Source organism: Curvibacter fontanus (assembly GCF_054780335.1).
On record NZ_BAAGWN010000014.1, the window covers coordinates 95,782 to 114,351 of the forward strand.

Below are 18,570 nucleotides of genomic sequence, written 5' to 3' on the forward strand. Positions count from 1 at the left end.
CCCTAAGGCCGGACCTCAACGCCTATGCCCCGGTAGCCGATCAAGTCGCAGCGACTGTTGAACATGGGGGTGCCGCTGACACGAAACGCCTGGCGGCTTCCATCGGGGCGGATGCGCTCCAGCAGGAAATCGACAAAGGGCATGCGCGATGCGATGCGATCCTGCAGCGACTGGCGACAGTCTTCGTTCCAACCTTCGTCCAGCGACGGTGGCGTCTTGCCCTCCAGGGTCGACACGCGCAAGCCCAGCATCTCAAGTACCGGCCCTGACACCTTGGTGAAGCATCCCTCGGCGTCCTGCTCCCAGTACCAGTCCGTGGCCAGTTCGGTCAATGCACGGTAGCGCGCTTCGCTTTCCTGCAGCTCCGCCGTGCGGGCCTGAACCTGCCGCTCCAGTTCCAGGTTATGCAGCTTCAGTTGCCCATAGAGCAGCCGGATCTCGATGAGGTTGTGGATCCGGGCCTTGACTTCGACCATGTCAAAAGGCTTGCTCACAAAGTCCTTGGCACCTGCATGCAAGGCGCGCAGTTTGTGCCCGGGCTGGGCGGTGATGACGAGCACGGGCAAATAGCTGTCCGTGCCGCTGGCCTTGAGGCCCTCCATCACCTGAAAGCCATCCATGCCGGGCAATTGCAGGTCCAGCAGGATCAGATCGAAAGGCGTATCCCGGTGCATGCCGCACACGACCTTGGGGTCCAGCGTGGTGAAGACCTGTGTGTACCCGGCGGACGTCAGCATTTCTGCCAGAAGGCTCACATTGACCTCCTGATCGTCCACAACCAGGATGCGAGCGTTGAGGATTTCCTTCGTTGTAATAGTCAATGTGTTTCCTGGGGTGGGGGATGTAATGTGGTGGTGTCGGTCTGGATCAGCGCCGAATCAAGAATCTTCATCAGTTCAGGCACTCGGATCGGCTTGGTGATGTAGGCGAAAAACCCGGCCTGCAAGCCCTTCTGGATGTCACGCGGCACCGCGTTGGCACTGAGCGCAATGATGGGAATGTGGGCCGTGGTCGGATCTGCATGAAGCACCCGCATCGCCTCGATGCCGCTGATACCCGGCAGATTGATGTCCATCAGGATTACCCGCGGCAGATAGGCTCGGGCAAATTCGATGCCGGTGCTGCCGTCTGCGGCACTCAGCAGGCGCAGGTTGGGGCAGCGATCGATGATCTGTTCGACAAGCTCCAGATTGGCGGGGTTGTCCTCAACATAGAGCACGGTCTGCACGGCCTGGCCTTGACGGGCAAGAGCCTCTTTGGCGGGAATCCAGTTGGTGCCGCCGTGGTCCGTGCGGGGTGCGGCGGACCGGGCCAGGTTCACCCAGAACATGCTGCCGACCCCCGGTGTGCTTTCCGCCCCGATCTGGCCCCCCATCAGATGCACCAGCTTTTGCGTGACCACCAGACCTATCCCCGTTCCCTCCTCGATGCCGGCCTCACGCCCGAGACGGTTGAAAGGCTGGAACAGACTCCCGAGCTGTTCAGCGGACAGGCCGTGCCCGGTGTCGCACACAGTGATGCGGATGGCATCTGGAGAAAGAACCGAGCAGACCACATCCACACGGCCTGGCTTGCGGTTGTATTTGACCGCGTTGTAAAGCAGGTTCACCAGAACCTGTTTGAGCCGCGTCCGGTCCCCCCTCACATGCAGCGGCGTGTCCATGGGTTCGAAGTTCAGGGTCACCTCACGCTGCAAGGCCTGGGATTCGACCAGGGCGCGGCACTCGTTGAGCAGCTCACCCAGCGCCACAGGTTCCTCCGACATGATGAGCTTGCCGGATTCGACGAGCGCCAGATCGAGGATCTCGTTGATCAATTCCAGCAGGTACCAGCCCGCCTTGAGGATCTGGTCGATGCTGCGTTGCTGGGGCACCGTTGGCACCGGCGTGCCCGACGCCAGAAGCTGCGCAAACCCCAGAATGGCATTGAGCGGCGTGCGCAGCTCATGGCTCATGCTGGAGATGAACTCGGTCTTGGCCAGATTAGCGTTTTCTGCGGCAATGACTGCTTCCTTGAGATGCTGTTGCGCGCGCTTGCGCGCCGAGTTGTCGCTGCCGATCAAAAGGTAACCGATCAGCGTGCCAATGTCGTCACGCAATGCGGTGATCGACACGATAGCCGGGAATGAAGTGCCGTTCTTGCACAGGTAGGTCAGCTCGTAGACGTCTTCAATGCCCCGTGAGGCCTTGAAGGAAAGGGCTTCGAACCCGGCGGCGATGTGGGTGCCCAGCTCTGCGCTCAGCGCCTCAGCCCTGGCACGAACCTCTTGCGGATCGTGCATGTCACTGGGACTCACGCGGTTGACAACCTCCTGCGCCTGGTAACCCAGCATGCGCTCGGCCCCCACGTTGAACAGCTGAATGATGCCCTTGTCATCGGTGGCAATGAGCGAGAAATTGACGCTGTTGAAGATGGCGTTTTGAAGTGCACCGGCGGCAAGCAATGCACTGGGCCCCCTTGAAGACTTGACAGCATCAGGCAAGTCTTTGGCCGATCGAATCGGCGACTTGGTCTTTTTTTCGGACATCTCACATCTTTGTCATACCCGGACACGGCGCGACCAGGGTAATGAAAACTAGCGGCTTGAGTGCCGGCCGTATGTGCGGTAGCCAACATAAGGAGTCATTCCGGCCTGAGTGGCGCCCAGCTAAGGCTGAGCGGCTTCTCTGGCGGGAGGAGCAAGGGAAAACCCGCCTTATGCGTGAGGAGGGCAAGGCAGCTGTACATTCGGCTCAAACGGTTCGTGCTGCGCGGGCTGACATGAGAGTTGCCCATGGATCCCCATTTCTCCGATGCCACAGCGTCGAGCTTCAGACTCGCCGGTGCAGCTGCGCTGCGGCGCGAACTGCAGCAGGAGGCCGAGGAAGACCGTTTGTCCGTCAAGGGCAGAGCACGGGTCTGGCCCATGGTGGTGGCCTTCCTGGCGCTGGTGGCTGTGCTGCCGGTTTTTTTACCATGTTGTGCGCGGGTCCATGCAGCAAAGCGAGTCGCGGCATAAGGCGGAGGCCCAGCACGCCCAAGCCCTCTGGCGCTGCAACAAGCTGCAGGGCCGGGCCGTGACAACAGTTGCCACTTGCAGGTCAACGCCGAAGCGCGCCGGGTGGCCCGTTTGAAGTTCCCGGACTTTCCTTGAGACGACAGGGCTCTGGCCCTGATTCGGCGACCGAGGTGGGGTTTTGATGCATCCAGGCGTAACGCCCACGTGTCAGCGCCATGACAGGCGATAGGCAATTCGTCTCAGGATTTACATCTTGATGAGAAGTTTTGAGGCCTTGCAAATACGCTGGTAAAAGGCTCGTGAGACGCTACCTTTCTCAGGAATGAACCCAGCAAGGAGAGGCGCTTATGGATCCCTTGGCCTACAAGATCGAAAGCACAGCCCCCATCGTGGCATCGCTGCCAGGCACGAACGTTCGTGATGGTTACAGGCTGGCGAACCGCGAGCTGGCCGTGTCCCTGGCCGCCAAGAGCATCACGGACCCGCCGGGTGGCGTTGTTCGTGTGGTTCATGTCCCGACTGGCGAGGTGCTGTTCAGTAAGGTCAGTGGGTGGGGTGACCTGGAGGAATGAGGGGAGACAACCTCGATGCTGGTGGTGGAAGCCTGACGTCCCGGGATGTGATCACCGTGGACTTCGCTGGCGCGCCCAATCCGCTAAAGTTCTGATCTGCTGGGTGAGGGGGATGCCATCCCCGGCACGGCCCAGTTGATGGTTCCAGCATGACATAGCGATTGATACGAGACATGAACACCCTGATCTACACCCACGAAGCCTGTTTCAACCACCAACCCGGCCCGCACCACCCCGAGTCCCCCGAGCGCCTGGAAGCCGTGCTGACCGCCCTGAAAACCCCGGAGTTCGCCAACGCCGTCTGGCGCGACGCACCCCTGGGCACGTTCGAGCAGGTGCTGCACATTCACACGCCCGACTATGTGGAGGCCGTCAAGGAGATGTCACCCGAGCAGGGCTACCGCGCCCTGGATGCGGGCGACACCATCATGTCCTCCGGCACGCTGGAGGCCGTGATGCGCTGCGTGGGCGCGGCCTGCGCGGGGGTGGACGATGTGGTGGCCAAGCGGGCCAAGAATGTCTTCTGCGCCACGCGCCCCTGCGGCCACCATGCGGAGGCGGACCACGCCATGGGTTTCTGCGTGTTCAACCAGGCGGCCATAGCCGCGCTGCACGCGCGCGAACAGCATGGCCTGAAACGCGTGGCGGTGGTGGACTTCGACGTGCACCACGGCAACGGCACGCAGAACTCTTTCTACGACGACCCGGACCTGTTCTACGGCTCTTGCCACCAGGGGCAGTTCTACCCGGGCACGGGCGCGAAGAACGAGACGGGCGTGGCCCACAACATCGTCAACGTGCCTTTCCCGCGGGGCACGGGCTCGGCCGCTTTCCGAGCGGCCATGACGGACGTGCTGCTGCCGGCCCTGCGCGAGTTCGCGCCCGAGCTGCTCATCATCTCGGCCGGTTTCGACGCCCATCACCTGGACCCGCTGGGCGGCCTGAAGTTCACCGACCAGGACTACCACTGGATCACGCGCGAACTGATGAAGGTGGCCGACGAGACGGCCCAGGGCCGCGTGGTCTCCGTGCTCGAAGGCGGCTACAGCCTGGAAGGCCTGGCCAGCGGCACGGCCGCGCACGTGCAGGCGCTGATGGGGCGTTAAGGCTAGGAATAAGTCCGTTCGCGTTGAGCCTGGCCTGTCCTGAGCCTGACGAAGGGTCGAAACGCGCTCTTTGCCAATCAACAACTTGCAGAGGACTTCGCCCGTTCGTCAAGCTCAGGACAGGCCAAGCTCAGTCCGAACGGCGGGACTTGTTCAGCGTTGCCCCTAATGATCACACGCAGCCGGTGGGCTTGGGCAGGCCGCCGTACTTGGTGATCGGTTTCATCGGTCCGGTCATCCAGCGTTTGAAGATGTCGTTCTGATCCTCGCCCAGGTAGTTGGCGAACTTGCGGGTCGGGGGCACGCTGCCGAATTCATCGTAATACTCGCGGGCCTTCAGGATCTGGGTCCATTTGGTGTCGCCGAGTTCGTAGCCGTCGACTTCGGCCATGGCCAGGCCGATTTCCTGGGTCCAGGCGTTCATGTCGGTCAGATAGCCATCGCGCTCGGGAATATCCGTCTCGCGACTCCTTTCTGGAATTGAGTTGAAGCAGGGTCACGCGGGCAGCAGCGCTGCCCGGCGTGACGGTCTGGAGGCGAGGTCACTTTAATGGGGATTGCGCCCCTGGCCCCAAAAAAGCGCAATGTCCCTGGTCGCAGCAGCGTTGTTGCTGCCGGCGCCGATGGCAGCGGGCCGGCCAGGCCGATCCGCTCAGTCACGCTTGGGAATATGCAGGCCCCGGGCCACCGCCGGCCGCGCCATGAAGGCCGCCAGCACGCGCGTGACTTCCGGAAAATCCTCGATGAAGACAAGCTCGCCGGCCTTGTAGCGCACGAGCAGGTTACGGACCCAGGGGAACACGGCGATGTCGGCGATCGAGTACTCGTTGCCCATGATCCATTTGCGGCCCTTGAGGCGCTGGTCCAGCACGCTCAGCAGGCGGCGCGATTCGGCCACGTAGCGGTCGCGCGGGCGCTTGTCCTCGTAGTCCTTGCCGGCAAAGATCGTGAAGAAGCCGACCTGGCCGAACATGGGGCCCACGCCACCCATCTGCCACATGAGCCATTGCAGGGTTTCGTACTTGGCCGCGTCGTCTTTCGGCAGCAGTTGGCCGGTCTTCCCGGCGAGATACACCAGGATGGCGCCGGACTCGGCCAGCGCCAGCGGCTTGCCGCCGGGGCCGTCGGGATCCAGGATGGCCGGGATCTTGTTGTTGGGGTTCAGACTCAGGAACTCGGGCGAGAACTGGTCGTTCTTCTCGAAATCCACGAGATGCACTTCGTAGGGCAGGCCGGTCTCTTCCAGCACGATGGACACCTTCACGCCATTGGGCGTGGGCAGGGAATAGAGCTGCAGGCGCTCCGGATGCCGGGCAGGCCATTGTCGGGTGATGGGGAAGTCGGCGAGTGTGTTCATGGCGGTTGGGTGGGTGACTGGGGAGCGACGCCCACTGTAGCCCAAGCCGCCTGTGCGAGCAGGCGCTGCGTTTCGACAGGCTCAACGCGAACGGTTGTTTCCTTCAGGCACGGCTGCGCCAGGCAAAGAACCCGCGGTACAGCGCCACGCTGAGCACCATGCCCCAGGTCATGCCCACGAACATGCCGCCCAGCATGCCGCTGAGCGTGCTGGTGCTGCTGCCCAGCTGCCAGCGCGCCAGCCAGACGGCGCCGGCCGTCATGCCGATCAGCATCCAGCCCGAGCACAGGAGGTTCTGCGCGAACAGCGAGCACAGGTAACGGCCGCAGTGCGGGCGCAGCACGCGCAGGCTGGGGATGGCCAGCAGGCCGCCGGCCAGCATGCCGGCGTGCATGCCGGGCAGGAACTCGATGTGCAGCCGCAGGCTGTCGACAAAACCCAGCGCGGCCGACTGGCTGCACAGGTTTTCCAGCCGGGCGGGGCCGGACTGCAGCACGTCCCACAGCAGGCCCAGCAGCATGCCGCCGAAACCCAGGGAGAGCATGACGTGCGGCGGCGAGAGGCCGGCGCGCTGCGGGCGCACCCAAGCCAGCGCGATACAGCCGGCGGCCACGGCCAGCAGGGTCAGCGCGATCAGCCATGTCTGTGTGCTGCTCCACAGGGCGGCGTCGCGGCCCAGTGCCCACAGCGTGAAACCCACCAGGACCACCAGCAGGGCGGGCGTGAGGGTGGCCGAGCCGATGCTGCGGGCCAGCCAGTGGGGGTGCGGGGACAGGTTCATCGGAATTGGGTTACCGGATTCTTAGTTGAAATCTATCGGGCACGCGGGTTAACACCATGTTCACTGCGCGCACGCTGGAAGACACTCGGCCGCAACACGGCGTATTTACTCTAGTGCGTACGGGAGGAACACGCCGGCTTCGTGAATGAAACGCAGCTGCGTTGCATGAGCGCCCGCCAGCTGGCACGAGCACGCCGGCCACGACAGGCCTGCCGGGCTGCCCCCTGAGGAATGCTGCAACCATGAAAAGCTGTCCCATGTCGGCTGCTCCCGCGGCCAACCCGAATTCCTGGCTCTACCTGCTGGAGCGCTTCGACGTGGGCGTGATCCACCTGGACAAGACCCTGCACGTGGTGGGCATGAACGACTTCGCTCGCCGCAGCCTGCCGGTGGAGGACAAGCTGCCCTTCGACAAGTACGTGCTGGACTTCCACCCCGACGCCGCCAAGAACAAGGTGAAATTCCTGCTGGACCAGGCCGAGTGCCCGGTGAACAACGCGCCGCCCATGGCGATGATGATCAACATCCCCGACCGCATGCTGCTGATCAAGGTGTCCAAGATCGGCGACATGCAGGGCATGACCACCGGCTACACCCTGGTGTTCTATGACATCACCGACGTGGTGAGCCCCGAGGCCGAGGGGGCGGCCCGCGGGCGCGACAGCGGCGAGCTTGCCGAGCGCCGCCTGCTGCGCAAGATTCCCACCATCAAGCAGAACCGCGTGCTGCTGGTGGACGTGCCCTCGGTGTCCTTCATCCGCTCGGAAGGCCACTATACCTGGGTGCACACGGGGCAGGGCAGCCAGTTCTGCAACCTCAACATCGGCGACCTGGAGGGGCGGCTGGACCCGCAGCTTTTCCTGCGCGTGCACCGCAGCTACATCGTCAACCTCTCGCACGTGGACGAGATCGTGCGCGACGACGGCCGCATGACGCTGCGCATGATGGGGCCGACCCCCGTCGAAATCCCGGTCTCGCGCTCCAGCGCCCCCACGCTGCTGGAACATCTCGGCCTGGTCGATCCGGCGCCGGTCCGCAACTGAGCCTGGGCTGAAGGCGGCGGGCCACCGGCATCAGCCGCGGCTTATGTAGGCGTGTGCGTTTGCGGCGCACGTTCGTGCGCGTCGGCTGCCGTTCGTGCAAGCGGGACGACGGTTGATTGTATGGGCGCCAAAACCGGATGCGTGGGCGCTAGATTCGCTCTCCTGGAGGTTTTGAGACCCAACCAAGGAGACCAACGTGATCACCGTCCCATTCGATTACCACAGCCCCCGCACGGTGCCGGAGGCGCTCAAGCTGCTGTCCACCCTGGGCGACGATGCCAAGCTGCTGGCCGGCGGCCACAGCCTGCTGCCCATGATGAAGCTGCGTTTCGCGCAGCCCGCGCACCTGATCGATCTGGGCAGGATCACGGACCTGCGCGGCATCGCGCAGGTGGGCAACGAGATCCGCATCGGTGCCATGACCACCGAATACGACCTGCTCAACTCGAAGCTGCTGGCCGAGAAGGTGCCGCTGCTGGTCGAGGGCGCCGGGCTGATCGCCGACCCGCAGGTGCGCTACAAGGGCACGATCGGCGGTGACATCTCGCACGGCGACCCGGGCAACGACCACCCGGCCCTGATGCTGGCGCTGGACGCCTCCTTCGTGCTGCAGGGGCCCAAGGGCGAGCGCGTGCTCAAGGCCGACGGTTATTTCCTCGGCATGTATGCCACGCTGCTGGAGCCGGGTGAGATCCTGACCCAGATCCGGGTGCCGGTGCCGGCCGCCGGCAGCGGCTACGCCTACCAGAAGCTCAAGCGCAAGACCGGCGACTTCGCCACTGCCGCCACCGCCGTGATGCTGCAGATGAAGGGCAACACCGTGGCCAAAGTCAGCATTGCGCTGACCAACGTCGGCGCCACGCCGCTCAAGGCCACGGCTGCCGAAGCGGCCCTGGCGGGCAAGGCCATCAACGATGCCAGCCTGAACGAGGCGACCCGCCTGGCCATGAGCATCTGCGACCCGGCGCCCGACCAGCGCGGCGACGCCGACTACAAACGGGCGATGTGCGGCGAGATGACCCGGCGCGCGCTGCAGAAGGCGCACGAGCGCGCTGCCAAGGCTTGAGCGGCCATGGGCAATTTGCTCTCAGCCTCTGACCCACAAGAACACAGGAGACAAGACATGGCGAAAACACAAACGGTGTCGTTCCAGCTCAACGGCAAGAAGATCGAAACGGCGGTGGAGCCGCGCGAGCTGCTGATCCATACCCTGCGCGAGCGGCTGCTGCACACCGGCCCGCACATCGGCTGCGAGACCTCGCACTGCGGCGCCTGCACGGTGGACGTGGACGGCATGTCGCTCAAGTCCTGCACCGTGCTGTCGGTGCAGTGCGAGGGCGCCGACATGCTGACGGTCGAGGGCCTGGAGCAGGGCGGCGTGCTGCACGCCATCCAGCAGGCCTTCCATGAGGAACACGGCCTGCAATGCGGTTTCTGCACGCCCGGCATGATGACGCGTGCCTACCGGCTGCTCAAGGAGAACCCGAATCCGAGCGAGCAGGACATCCGCTACGGCATCGCCGGCAACCTGTGCCGCTGCACGGGCTACCAGAACATCGTCAAGGCGGTGCAGTCCGCCGCGAAGAAGCTGGCGGCCCCCGCGACCGCCTGAGGCGCTTCCCCGCTGTCACACACAAAGAAAACGCACCGAACACACCGGAGATTCACATGGGCAATATGTCTGATCTGAAGGAACGCGAAGACAAGCTGCAGGGCATGGGCACCTCGCTGCTGCGCAAGGAAGACGCCAAGTTCATCCGCGGCCAGGGCACCTACGTCGACGATATCAAGCTGCCGGGCATGCTGTTCGGCGCCATCGTGCGCAGCCCCTATGCGCACGCCCGCATCAAGGGCATCGACAAGAGCAAGGCGCTGGCCTGCCCGGGCGTGGTGGCGGTGCTGACCGCCGACGACCTCAAGCCGGTCAACCTGCACTGGATGCCCACCATCGGCGGCGACGTGCAGGCCGTGCTGGCCGACAAGAAGGTCTGCTTCCAGATGCAGGAAGTGGCCATGGTGCTGGCCACCGACCGCTACGCGGCCGCCGACGGCGCCAACCTGGTGGAGGTGGACTACGAGGAACTGCCGGCCATCGTGGACCCCAGGAAGTCCATGGACCAGGACGCGCCCATCATCCGCGAGGACATCGTCGACAAGAAGGATCTGAGCCACGGCCCGCGCACCCATCCCAACCACATCTTCACCTGGGAGGCCGGCGACAAGGCGGCCGCCGACACGGCCTTCAAGAACGCCGAGATCGTGGTGCGCGAGGAGATCCTCAACCCGCGCGTGCACCCCTGCCCGCTGGAGACCTGCGGCTGCGTGGCCTCCTTCAACAAGGCCACGGGCTACCTGACGGTCTACATGACCACGCAGGCCCCGCACCTGGTGCGCACGGTGCTGGCCATGCTCTCGGGCGTGGCGGAAAGCAAGATCCGCGTGGTCGGGGGCGACATCGGCGGCGGTTTCGGCAACAAGGTGCCGATCTACCCGGGTTATGTGGTCGCCATCGTGGCGTCCATCGTGACGGGCGTGCCGATCAAGTGGATCGAGTCGCGCATCGACAACATCTCCACCACCGGTTTTGCGCGCGACTACCACGGCGTGGGTGAGCTGGCGGCCGACAAGAACGGCCGCATCAAGGGCCTGCGTTTCACGGCCCTGGCCGACCACGGCGCCTTCAACTCGCATGTCTCGGCCACCAAGCTGCCGGCGGGCCTGTTCTCGATCTGCACCGGCTCCTACGACATCCCCAATGCCTACTGCCGTGTGGACGCGGTCTTCACCAACAAGGCGCCCGGCGGCGTGGCCTACCGCTGCTCGCTGCGCGTGACCGAGGCGGTCTACCTGATCGAGCGCATGATCGACGTGCTGGCGCAGAAGCTGGGCATCGACAAGGCCGAGATCCGGCGCCGCAATTTCGTCAAGTCCGAGCAGTTCCCCTACACCACCTCGCTGGGCTGGACGCTGGACAGCGGGGCCTACCACCCGGCGCTGGAGAAAGTGCTGGAGGCGGTGGACTACAAGGGCCTGCGCGCCGAGCAGGCTGCGATGCGCGCCGATCCGAACAGCCCGACCCTGATGGGCATCGGCCTGGCCACCTTCACCGAGATCGTCGGCGCCGGGCCGACCAAGGTCTGCGACATCCTGGGCATCGGCCTGTTCGACAGCTGCGAGATCCGTGTGCATCCCACGGGCGGCGTGATCGCCCGCCTGGGCACCATGACGCAGGGCCAGGGCCACGCGACCACCTACGCGCAGATCATCGCCACCGAGCTGGGCCTGCCCGCCAGCGACATCGTGGTGGAGGAGGGCGACACCGACAAGTCACCCTACGGCGCGGGCACCTGGGGTTCGCGTTCCACGCCGGTCTCGGGCGCGGCCACCGCGCAGGCCGCGCGCAAGATCAAGGACAAGGCCAGGAAGATCGCGGCCCACCTGCTCGAAGTGGCCGAGGGCGACCTGGAGTGGGAGATCGACCGATTCACGGTCAAGGGCAACCCCGGCCAGCACAAGACCATGAAGGAGATCTGCCTGGTCTCGCACACCGGCAACCTGCCGGCCGGCATGGAGCAGGGCCTCAACGCCGTGTCCTACTACGACCCGCCGAACCTGACCTACCCCTTCGGCACCTACCTGTGCGTGGTGGACATCGACAAGTACACCGGCGAGTCCAAGGTGCGCCGTTTCTACGCGCTGGACGACTGCGGCACCCGCATCAACCCCATGATCATCGAAGGCCAGATCCACGGCGGGCTGACCGAGGCCTTCGCGGTGGCTTTCGGGCAGCAGATCCCCTTCGACGACAAGGGCAACCACCTGGGCAACAGCCTGATGGACTACTTCCTGCCCACCGCCATGGAGACGCCGCACTGGGAGACCGACCACACGGTGACGCCGTGCCCGCACCACCCCATCGGCGCCAAGGGCGTGGCCGAATCGCCGCACGTGGGCGGCATCCCCTGCTTCAGCAATGCAGTGATCGACGCCTTTGCCCACCTGGGTGTCACCCACATGGACATGCCGCACAGCGCCTACCGCGTCTGGCAGCAGTGCAATGCGCTGGGCATCAATAAACGGTGACGTGAAACACCCCCAGGCTGCGCGCACTGCGTGTCGCTACGCCACCCCCCATGCAGGGGGCAACGCCAGTGGCCCGGCAGAGCCGGTTCCACGGCGTTCCCCGGTTTGGTCATTTGGTGCGCCGCGGCGCCGGTTTCTGTTTTGAGAGTGAAAGAGAAATGAACGTCACACTGGAAAAAACCTTTCCCATGCCCGGCTCGGCGCAGACGGCCTGGACGCTGCTGCAGGACATCGAGGGCGTGGCCAGCTGCATGCCCGGCGCGCGCATCACCGAGCGCACCGACGATCAGCACTACAAGGGCACGGTGGCAGTGAAGTTCGGGCCGGCCAGCATGTCGTTTCGCGGCGGGGTGGAGGTCAAGGCCATCGACGCAGCCAGCCGCACCCTGCGCCTGATCGGCAAGGGGACGGACTCCACCGGCAGCTCGGGCGCGTCCATGGACCTGACGGCGCGCATCGAGGCGGTGAGCGACACGGCCTGCAACCTGGTGGGCAACAGCGAGGTGTCGATGAGCGGCAAGGCCGCCGCCTTTGGCGGGCGCATGATGAACTCGGTGGCCGACCAGGTGCTCAAGCAGTTCGCCGACAACTTCGCGGCCAAGGTGCAGGTCCTGCAGGCGAACGGGCCCGGCGGGCCGCTCGCAGCAGGGGGCACGGCTGGCGCTGCGTCCACGCCCCCGGCGCAGCCGTCGCAGTTGAATGCCCTGGCCTTGGCCTGGGCCGTGATCAAGGACTGGTTCAAGTCGCTGTTCTCGGCGAAGAAGGCATGAGCGTCTCGCGTGCGCAGGAACTGGCTGCCTGGCAGCAGGACCTGGCACACGCCGGCTACATCGCCGAACCGGGCCTGGTGGCGGCGCTGATGCTGATGCAGGACCTGGAGCGGCCCCTGCTGCTCGAAGGCGACGCCGGCGTCGGCAAGACCGAGGTGGCCAAGGTGCTGGCGACCCTGCGCCACACGCGCCTGATCCGCCTGCAGTGTTACGAAGGCCTGGACGCCCACGCGGCCATGTACGAATGGAACTACCAGCGCCAGCTGCTGGCCATCAAGCTGCTCGAACACGACGACAGAGGTATTGCCCAGAAAGAGCAGGACATCTTTTCCGAGCGCTACCTGCTCAAGCGTCCGCTGCTGGAGGCCATCAGCTGCGAACAGCCGCCAGTGCTGCTGATCGACGAGGTGGACCGTGCCGACGAGGCCTTCGAGGCCTATCTGCTGGAGCTGCTCTCGGACTTCCAGCTTTCCATCCCCGAGCTGGGCACGGTGCGCGCCATCAGCCGGCCCCTGGTGGTGATCACCTCCAACGGCACCCGCGAGCTGTCGGACGCCCTGCGCCGGCGCTGCCTCTACCAGTACATCGACTACCCGGACTACGACAAGGAACTCGCCATCGTGCACGCGAAAGCGCCCGGGGTGCCGGCGGCGCTTGCCGCACAGGTGGTGGCCTTCGTGCAGAGCGTGCGCCGCATGGAGCTGCAGAAGAAGCCGGGCATCGCCGAGACGCTGGACTGGGCCGCCGCCCTGCTGCGGTTGGACATCACGGCGATCGAGAAGGACGGCGCCGAGCGCATCCTGCAGACCCTGGGCGCCCTGATCAAGACGCGCGATGACCGCGTGGCCTTCACGCGCGAGGTCGTCGCCCGGCTGGCGGCCGCATGCTGAGCACGGCCGTGTCGCCGCTGGAGGCGCGGGCCAGCACCCGCCTGGCGGGCTTTCCCGGTTTTCTGCGCGCCAATGGTTTTGCAGTGGGCGGGGGTGACGGCGTCGAAGTGCTGCGCACGGCCGAACGCGTGGGCCTGCTGGAACCGAACATGCTGCGCTGGAGCCTGCGGGCGCTGCTGTGCGGTCGGGCCGAGGAGTGGCGGCGTTTCGACACGCTGTTCGATGCCTGGTTCCTGCCCGCCAACAAGTGGCAACGCCCGGAGCGGCGCGACAGTGGTTTTCTCAGCGGCCACCAGCCGCAGGGCCCGGCCAGCGACCGCGCGCCCACCGACGACAGCGAGGACATCCGGCCGCGCCAGACCGCCAGCCGGCAGGAGGTGCTGAATTCGACCGATTTCCGTGCGCTGACCGAACGCGAGCATGCGCTGGACATCGAGGCGCTGATGCGGCAGTTCGCCCGCCAGTTGAAGCACATCCGCCTGCGCCGCGAGGCCCGCGCGCGCCACGGCCGCCGCCTGGACCTGCCCGCCACCATCAGGCGCAGCGTGGCCAGCGGCGGCACGCCTTTTCACCTGCAGTGGAAAGACCGCCGGCGCGTGCGCCCGCGCCTGGTGCTGCTGATCGACGTGAGCCGCTCCATGGTGCTCTACAGTTTTTTCTACCTGCGGCTGGCGCGTGCGCTCAGCGCTGAATGGAGTGACGTGCACAGCTTCATCTTCCACACGCGCGTGACCGGGGTCTCGCAGGCGCTGCACGACCCCGACCCCTGGCACGCGCAGGAGCGGCTGCACCTGCTGGCGCAGGGCTGGGCCGGCGGCACGCGCATCGGCGAGAGCCTGGCGCAGTTCAACCGCGAGCATGCGGCGCGCATCGTGAATTCCCGTACCGCTGTCATCATCCTCAGCGACGGCTACGATACGGGTGAACCGGCGGCGCTGTCGGGCGCCCTGGCGCAGCTGCGGCGCCGTGCGCGGCGGGTGGTCTGGCTCAACCCCCTGGTCAAGCAGCCGGGTTATGCGCCCATCAGCCAGGGCATGCTGGCCGCCTTGCCGCACCTGGATCTGCTGGCGCCGGCCGGCGACCTGGCCAGCCTCAAGGCGGTGTTGCCCCGGCTGATCGAGGCGCTGGGATGAGCGGCGGCGTGATCGCACCACATTGAAGGAGTTCGGGTATGGGATGCATGTTCAAAGCCAACGGCCTCTACAGCCGCATGACGGTGGGCGCCGTCTTGCTGGCCGCGGGCGCCGGCTCGCGCCTGGGGGGCAAACCGAAGTCGCTGCTCGAACTCGGGGGCGTGCCGCTGATCATGCGGCAGCTGGTGGCCCTGTCGGGTGCCGGTGTCGATGAGGTCGTCGTCGTGCTGGGCCACCATGCCCAGGCCATCGAAGCCGCCATCCGGCACCTGCCCATCACGCTGGTGCACAACCCCGCGCCCGACGAGGGCCAGGCGTCGTCGGTGCGCATCGGGCTGCAGGCCCTGTCGCCCCGCATCGACGCCGTGATGGTGGCGCTGGCCGACCAGCCCCTGATCACCGCGCAGGACATCACCGCCCTGATCAGTGCCTACCGCAAACGCGGCGACAAGGCCATGGTGGTGCCGCGCGTGAGCGCAGCGGACGGCAGCACGGCACCCGGCAACCCGGTGATGTTCGATGCCGCGCTGTGCGAGCAGTGGCTGGCCGGCAGTGCCGACCTCATCTGCCGCAACTGGCGCGAGCAGCACCCCGAGAGCGTGCACTGGTTCGAGACCGACAACCGGCATTACCGCATCGACATCGACACGCCCGACGACCTGGAGCGCTTCGCCGCCAGTACCGGCCACACTCTCACATGGCCTCAGGCGTTTTCCAGCGTTCCTCACTCGGCGGCGTGATTTTCTGATGCACTGCTCAATGGGTGGCAGTCACGGTCAACCGCATCAGTGACTGCGGCCGCGTTCCTGCTGCAGTTCATGGCAGGGTTGCAGCATCGACGATGTCACGGTTTGCAGCGTCACGTGGGCAATGCCGAAGTGTTCCCTCAGCCCATCGCTGGCCTCGCGCAGGAAGTCATCGCCCGGGTGGCCCTGGGGCATCACCAGGTGGGCGGTGAGCGCCACGCGGGTGGTGCTCATGGCCCAGACGTGCAGGTCGTCCACGCGCGCCACCCCGGGGCGTGCGGCCAGCCAGGCCTGCACGGCCGGCAGGTCGACGTGCGCGGGTACGCCGTCGAAGAGCAGGTGCAGGGACTGGCGCAGCAGGCCCCAGGTGCCTGCCACGATGACAGCAGCGATGACCAGGCTGATGACCGGGTCCAGCCAGGCCCAGCCTTGCCAGAGGTAGAGCGCACCGGCTATGACCACACCCAGCGAGACCAGGGCGTCGGCCGCCATGTGCAGGAAGGCGCCACGCACGTTCAGGTCGTGCTTGCCGCCGCGCAGGAAGAGCAGTGCTGTGGCGGTGTTGACGGCGATGCCGATGGCGGCCACGGTGATGATGGCCCAGCCTTGCGTGGGCTCGGGCGAGCCCAGGCGTTGCAGCGCTTCCCAGCCCAGCGAACCCATGGCCACCAGCAGCAGCACGGCGTTGGCGAAGGCGGCGAGGATGGAGGCACGCTGCCAGCCGTAGGTGTGGCGCGCATCGGGGCGCAGGCGCGCTGCCAGGCCGGCCACCCAGGCCAGCAGCAGGCCTGCCACGTCGCTCAGGTTGTGGCCGGCATCGGCCAGCAGGGCCAGGGAGTTGACTTGCCAGCCATACCAGGCCTCCACCGCGACGAAGCCGGTGTTGAGGACGATACCGATGAGAAAGGCGCGGTTGAAATCGGCCGGGGCGGGGTGGTGATGCCCGGTGTGGCCATGGGCATGATCGTGCTCATGCCCGTCGTGGGAGTGGTCGTGGGAATGCGCGTGGGGCATGCCTGCCAGTATGCCCGTGCCCAAGCGCCCCGACGGCGCTCGGGGACGTTTCAGAACGTGGAGGCCAGTGCCTGGCGTGTGCTCAGCAGGGAGGAGTTGGGATCCACCGCGTGCATCAGCAGTGAAGGCAGCTTGGGCCACTGGACAGGGCGCTGCAGGTGGGTGACGCCGGCGAGCGTGTCGGGGCCGTCGACCTGGACCACGGTCTTGCCCGCCAGCATGGGGGTCTTGGCGGCCCAGGCCATGACCTTCTTGTCGGCCCCGTCGATCAGGATGACGTCGGCCGAGTCGGCGGCTTCGGAGCGGGTCAATTCAAGTCGCAGCGGGCGGCGCTGCGACAGGGACACGATGCCCTGGATCAATTCGCGCTCGGCCGGCGAAAAGCCGTAAACCAGCACACGCAGGGTGCTTTGCAGTGGCGCAGGCCGGGACACCGGTGCTGCGGTGTGTTCAGGCTCAGATTCTGGGCCGATGGGCAGGATGATCATGGCTTTCCCCCTGAAATGGTTTGTACGAAACTGAGGCTCTCTTGCGGAGCTTGTGTTGCATGGTCTCTGCTTGGATTCTTGATCGCCTGTGCGCGATCTCCTAGGGACAAGTTCACGGAAGAGAGGGGTGCTTGCTGCAACGCATTAAATCGTGGGGCATCACGTGCATTAGTTCACGCTGCGGCCCGCGGTGAGTGACCCGGCCATGTGCCATGGCCTGCATTACCATCGCGGCATGAGCGCTGCGAGCCTCTCCTCCACCCCCGCCCCCCTGCGCCAGGATGCCAGCCTGATTGGGCTGATCAGCCTGGCCCACCTCATGAGCCATTTCAGTCAGCTGTTGCTGCCGCCGCTGTTCCCCTGGCTGAAAGGCGCCTTTAACGTCAGCTACGCCGAGCTGGGTTTCCTCATGACGATCTTCTTCGTGGTCTCCTGCACGGTACAGGCCTTGTCGGGCTTCTGGGTGGACCGCTATGGCCCGCGCCCCGTGCTGTATGCGGGCCTGAGCCTGCTCTCGCTGGCAGCCTTCGGTTTTGCACTGAGCACCAGTTACGCGATGCTCATGGGCTTTGCCGTGGTGGCAGGTTTGGGCAACGGCGTGTTCCACCCGGTGGACTACACACTGATCAACCGCAAGGTCAGCGCGCCGCGCCTGGGCCACGCCTACAGCGTGCACGGCATCAGCGGCAACCTGGGCTGGGCCGTGGCGCCGGCCCTGCTGGTGCCCCTGGCCCTGCTGTATTCCTGGCGCGTGTCCCTGGCCGCGGCCGGGGGGCTGGTGCTGGCCGTGCTGCTGCTGTGCTGGTGGCAGGGGCGCCGCCTGGCCCTGGCGCCCAGTGCGCCGGCACGCGCCGCGGCGGACGAGGCCGACGCGGGCAAGCTGGACTTCCTGCGCATCCCCGCGGTGTGGATGTGTTTTGCCTTCTTCTTCGTCTTCGCCGTGGCGCTCAGCGTGGTGCAGGCCTTCGCGCCCGAGGCGGCGCGACAGCTGCACGGTGTGCCGCTGTCGCTGGTGGCGGTGTGCCTCACGGCCTATATGGTGGCCAGCGCCGGCGGCATGCTGGTGGGCGGTTTCCTGGCCAACGACCCGGCGCGCAGCGAGCGCGTGGTGGGTGGCGGTTTTGCCGTGGCGGCGGGCATCTCCCTGCTGCTGGGCCTGACGAGTTTGCCGCCCCTGGCCGTCCCCGTGCTGTTTGCGCTCATGGGTTTTGCGGCCGGTTTTGCCGGCCCCTCGCGCGACCTGCTGATCAAGCGCTCCACGCCCGAGAACGCCAGCGGGCGTGTCTACGGCGTGGTGTATTCGGGCCTGGACATCGGCCAGGCCATCTCGCCGCTGATCTTCGGCCTGCTGATGGACCAGCAGGCATGGCGCACGCTGTTTGTGGGCCTGGCCCTGGTGCAGCTCACGCTCGTGGTCACGGCCTTCCGCATGCGGCGCACGCGCCGCACGTTGGCTGTGGCGGCCTAGGGCCTGTTAACACAAACCACGAAGGCCATCTGCCACGAGCACGAAGCTGAGAAAGCCAAGAAACATTGCATCGAGTTTCTCGAACCGAGAGAAGATGCGTCGGTAGCCCTTGAGCCGCCTG

At 65.8% G+C, this 18,570-nt stretch carries 19 protein-coding genes and 1 pseudogene; 12 read left to right on the top strand and 8 right to left on the bottom strand.

Features of this window, described 5'->3' with window-relative positions; genetic code table 11:
* Positions 1-2: 2 nt before the first annotated feature.
* Both ACYVH8_RS10435 and ACYVH8_RS10440 read right to left on the bottom strand, forming a co-directional pair.
* Positions 3-821 (bottom strand): response regulator, encoded by an 819-nt coding sequence (locus ACYVH8_RS10435; protein ID WP_460488792.1) that lies wholly within the window; start codon positions 819-821, stop codon positions 3-5.
* A complete protein-coding gene (locus ACYVH8_RS10440) occupies positions 818-2,527 on the bottom strand; it encodes a hybrid sensor histidine kinase/response regulator (RefSeq protein WP_460488793.1) in 1,710 nt (569 codons plus the stop codon). Before ACYVH8_RS10440 ends, ACYVH8_RS10435 begins: the two co-directional genes overlap by 4 nt.
* Positions 2,528-2,773: 246 nt before the next feature.
* Between ACYVH8_RS10440 and ACYVH8_RS10445 the strand changes: the two genes are divergently transcribed.
* The 3 genes from ACYVH8_RS10445 to ACYVH8_RS10455 all read left to right on the top strand — a co-directional run bounded on the left by ACYVH8_RS10445 (position 2,774) and on the right by ACYVH8_RS10455 (position 4,676).
* The gene (locus tag ACYVH8_RS10445; protein WP_460488794.1) at positions 2,774-2,998 is read left to right on the top strand and encodes a hypothetical protein; all 225 of its coding nucleotides are present in this window, start codon (positions 2,774-2,776) and stop codon (positions 2,996-2,998) included.
* Positions 2,999-3,345: 347 nt separating this feature from the next.
* The gene (locus tag ACYVH8_RS10450; protein WP_460488795.1) at positions 3,346-3,570 is read left to right on the top strand and encodes a hypothetical protein; all 225 of its coding nucleotides are present in this window, start codon (positions 3,346-3,348) and stop codon (positions 3,568-3,570) included.
* 173 nt (positions 3,571-3,743) lie between these two features.
* Positions 3,744-4,676, top strand: a complete 933-nt coding sequence (locus tag ACYVH8_RS10455) for a histone deacetylase family protein (protein ID WP_460488796.1) — start codon at positions 3,744-3,746, stop codon at positions 4,674-4,676.
* Between the two features lie 172 nt (positions 4,677-4,848).
* Here the strand turns inward: ACYVH8_RS10455 and ACYVH8_RS10460 are convergent, their stop codons facing one another.
* The 3 genes from ACYVH8_RS10460 to ACYVH8_RS10470 form a co-directional block, all read right to left on the bottom strand.
* Positions 4,849-5,157 carry a TusE/DsrC/DsvC family sulfur relay protein gene (locus ACYVH8_RS10460; protein WP_460488812.1) on the bottom strand — a complete coding sequence of 103 codons (309 nt, stop codon included), beginning with the start codon at positions 5,155-5,157 and terminating at the stop codon, positions 4,849-4,851.
* A gap of 171 nt (positions 5,158-5,328) precedes the next feature.
* A complete protein-coding gene (locus ACYVH8_RS10465) occupies positions 5,329-6,033 on the bottom strand; it encodes a glutathione binding-like protein (protein ID WP_460488797.1) in 705 nt (234 codons plus the stop codon).
* A 103-nt stretch (positions 6,034-6,136) separates the two neighbouring features.
* Entirely contained in the window at positions 6,137-6,814 is a 678-nt protein-coding gene (locus ACYVH8_RS10470; protein WP_460488798.1) for a hypothetical protein, read from the bottom strand.
* A gap of 257 nt (positions 6,815-7,071) precedes the next feature.
* Between ACYVH8_RS10470 and ACYVH8_RS10475 the strand changes: the two genes are divergently transcribed.
* The 8 genes from ACYVH8_RS10475 to ACYVH8_RS10510 all read left to right on the top strand — a co-directional run bounded on the left by ACYVH8_RS10475 (position 7,072) and on the right by ACYVH8_RS10510 (position 15,473).
* The gene (locus ACYVH8_RS10475; RefSeq protein ID WP_460488799.1) at positions 7,072-7,857 is read left to right on the top strand and encodes a LytTR family DNA-binding domain-containing protein; all 786 of its coding nucleotides are present in this window, start codon (positions 7,072-7,074) and stop codon (positions 7,855-7,857) included.
* 196 nt (positions 7,858-8,053) lie between these two features.
* Entirely contained in the window at positions 8,054-8,923 is an 870-nt protein-coding gene (locus ACYVH8_RS10480) for an FAD binding domain-containing protein (protein ID WP_460488800.1), read from the top strand.
* Positions 8,924-8,980: 57 nt separating this feature from the next.
* On the top strand, positions 8,981-9,469 hold the full coding sequence (locus ACYVH8_RS10485; protein WP_460488801.1) for a (2Fe-2S)-binding protein: 489 nt from the start codon (positions 8,981-8,983) through the stop codon (positions 9,467-9,469).
* Positions 9,470-9,525: 56 nt separating this feature from the next.
* Positions 9,526-11,940: an aerobic carbon-monoxide dehydrogenase large subunit gene (locus ACYVH8_RS10490; protein ID WP_460488802.1), complete on the top strand. Its 2,415-nt coding sequence runs from the start codon at positions 9,526-9,528 to the stop codon at positions 11,938-11,940.
* A 158-nt stretch (positions 11,941-12,098) separates the two neighbouring features.
* Positions 12,099-12,710, top strand: coding sequence for an SRPBCC family protein (locus tag ACYVH8_RS10495; protein WP_460488803.1), 612 nt, complete (start codon positions 12,099-12,101; stop codon positions 12,708-12,710).
* Entirely contained in the window at positions 12,707-13,600 is an 894-nt protein-coding gene (locus tag ACYVH8_RS10500; protein ID WP_460488804.1) for an AAA family ATPase, read from the top strand. The genes ACYVH8_RS10495 and ACYVH8_RS10500 overlap by 4 nt, the downstream gene beginning before the upstream one ends.
* The gene (locus tag ACYVH8_RS10505) at positions 13,594-14,733 is read left to right on the top strand and encodes a vWA domain-containing protein (protein ID WP_460488805.1); all 1,140 of its coding nucleotides are present in this window, start codon (positions 13,594-13,596) and stop codon (positions 14,731-14,733) included. Before ACYVH8_RS10500 ends, ACYVH8_RS10505 begins: the two co-directional genes overlap by 7 nt.
* A gap of 38 nt (positions 14,734-14,771) precedes the next feature.
* Complete coding sequence (locus tag ACYVH8_RS10510; protein ID WP_460488806.1) at positions 14,772-15,473, top strand: nucleotidyltransferase family protein; 702 nt, start codon at positions 14,772-14,774, stop codon at positions 15,471-15,473.
* Positions 15,474-15,518: 45 nt separating this feature from the next.
* Here ACYVH8_RS10510 and ACYVH8_RS10515 read toward each other — a convergent pair whose 3' ends face one another.
* On the bottom strand, positions 15,519-16,493 hold the full coding sequence (locus ACYVH8_RS10515) for a cation diffusion facilitator family transporter (protein WP_460488807.1): 975 nt from the start codon (positions 16,491-16,493) through the stop codon (positions 15,519-15,521).
* 50 nt (positions 16,494-16,543) lie between these two features.
* Complete coding sequence (locus ACYVH8_RS10520; protein WP_460488808.1) at positions 16,544-16,981, bottom strand: hypothetical protein; 438 nt, start codon at positions 16,979-16,981, stop codon at positions 16,544-16,546.
* Positions 16,982-17,216: 235 nt separating this feature from the next.
* Between ACYVH8_RS10520 and ACYVH8_RS10525 the strand changes: the two genes are divergently transcribed.
* A complete protein-coding gene (locus ACYVH8_RS10525; protein ID WP_460488809.1) occupies positions 17,217-18,449 on the top strand; it encodes an MFS transporter in 1,233 nt (410 codons plus the stop codon).
* 6 nt (positions 18,450-18,455) lie between these two features.
* Here ACYVH8_RS10525 and ACYVH8_RS10530 read toward each other — a convergent pair.
* A pseudogene (locus ACYVH8_RS10530) lies at positions 18,456-18,570 on the bottom strand (IS5-like element ISCARN85 family transposase); the annotation flags it as partial.